Origin of the sequence: Enterococcus lactis (genome assembly GCF_015751045.1) — a bacterium.
In the GTDB taxonomy this organism is placed as follows: domain Bacteria; phylum Bacillota; class Bacilli; order Lactobacillales; family Enterococcaceae; genus Enterococcus_B; species Enterococcus_B lactis.
Window position 1 is genome coordinate 1 of the sequence record NZ_BNJW01000064.1, and the last position, 1,490, is coordinate 1,490.

General features: G+C 33.5%; 3 protein-coding genes and 1 pseudogene. All 4 read left to right on the top strand.

Translation table 11 applies throughout. The annotated features are described in order from the left end of the window. A partial coding sequence (locus KFO35_RS14025) for a DDE-type integrase/transposase/recombinase (RefSeq protein ID WP_211140349.1) occupies positions 1 to 321 on the top strand: 321 nt, incomplete at its 5' end. Between the two features lie 53 nt (positions 322 to 374). After that, positions 375 to 743, top strand: a pseudogene (locus tag KFO35_RS14030) (hypothetical protein); the annotation flags it as partial. 105 nt (positions 744 to 848) lie between these two features. Next, positions 849 to 1,112: a type II toxin-antitoxin system Phd/YefM family antitoxin gene (locus KFO35_RS14035; protein WP_002303154.1), complete on the top strand. Its 264-nt coding sequence runs from the start codon at positions 849 to 851 to the stop codon at positions 1,110 to 1,112. Then, on the top strand, positions 1,112 to 1,384 hold the full coding sequence (locus KFO35_RS14040) for a Txe/YoeB family addiction module toxin (protein WP_002305108.1): 273 nt from the start codon (positions 1,112 to 1,114) through the stop codon (positions 1,382 to 1,384). The genes KFO35_RS14035 and KFO35_RS14040 overlap by 1 nt, the downstream gene beginning before the upstream one ends. Positions 1,385 to 1,490: the final 106 nt, after the last annotated feature.

Genomic DNA, 1,490 nt, shown 5'->3' on the forward strand with positions numbered 1-1,490 from the left:
CATAAACAGTTTGGTGAGCCGAAAGCAATTGTGACCGATAAAGCACCTTCTCTTGGCTCCGCCTTTAGAAAGTTACAGAGTGTGGGTTTATATACTAAGACAGAGCACCGAACTGTGAAGTATCTTAACAATTTAATAGAACAAGACCATCGACCTATTAAACGACGGAATAAATTTTATCAAAGTCTCCGTACAGCCTCTTCCACGATTAAGGGCATGGAGACCATTCGAGGAATATATAAAAAGAACCGAAGAAATGGAACGCTCTTCAGCTTTTCGGTGTCTACTGAAATCAAGGTATTAATGGGAATAACAGCCTAAGATATTTGGAGTTCAGAGAGGGCGCGTTTGATTTTCAAACTTCGCAACAGAACCGAAAATTTATACCGGAAGATTTTCAAAACTTACAGTTAGAAAACATGCGTTTAGAAGATTTATTTAGATTAGCAGAAGATGATAAGTATAGATTTGAAGTTTTGAAAATTAAAAAGAATGAACTATTGAATAAGTTATATCCTGAGAATGCGATAAAAGCACATTTTGGTGATGCTAATCATATGTATAGTTGGTTCATTCCTAAAAGATTTAGAGGGAAAATCAATGCTGGAGATCAAGTGAAAGTACTCAATCGAAATAGTACAGATGTCGTAATGATAACAGATATCTATGTAGAAGATGAAGTTATAATCAAATATATGAAGCCTGTGATAAAACTTGTTAATAAAAATAAAGGAAACGGATAACACTTTACAATGCTGTTTTGGTACTCCAATTTAAACAAAACAATCGAATTTACGTACTTAATTAAGTACGTTAGAATGGAGATATAAATTAGAGGGGGAGTAGATATGGCAAAAACAGTCTTAAATCCTAGCTCAGCACGGAAAAATTTTTATAAGTTGTTGAAAGATGTAAATGAGAATCATACGGAAATTGAAATCATTAGTGAGCGCAGTGAAAATAATGCGGTGCTTATTGGTTTGGATGATTTGAAAGCAATCAAAGAAACGCTATTACTTGAGCAAATAGGCACTTTGGGTGTTGTTCGTAAGCGAGAAAAAGATGATAGTGGATTTACTAATGTTGATGAAATTGATTGGGATAACTTATAATGAATAACTATTCTGTGATGATTAAAAACTCGGCTAAAGCTGATTTAAAGAAAATCAAACAGTCTAATTTGAAACCTCAATTTGAGAAGGTTATTCAGACTTTAAAGGAAGATCCCTATCTCCCTACCCAATCATTTGAGAAGTTAAAACCTACATATGAAGGTAGGTATTCTAGAAGATTGAATAGACAACACCGGGTTGTTTATAAGGTAGATGAAGATGAACACGTGGTTGAAATTTATTCAGCAAGGACGCATTACGAGTCACAGTAATTACTTGTAAATACATTATCTCGTGGTATAATGTATTTACTAAGTAATTACATACTGTTAGAAATGAGGGATTTAAATGATTACAAAAACAAGAAAACAAGGCAAT

What these genes read in the sequence shown, in the direction of transcription:
- KFO35_RS14035 (WP_002303154.1), top strand. Translation starts at nt 849, where the DNA reads ATGGCAAAAACAGTCTTAAATCCTAGCTCAGCACGGAAAAATTTTTAT.
- KFO35_RS14040 (WP_002305108.1), top strand. Translation starts at nt 1,112, where the DNA reads ATGAATAACTATTCTGTGATGATTAAAAACTCGGCTAAAGCTGATTTA.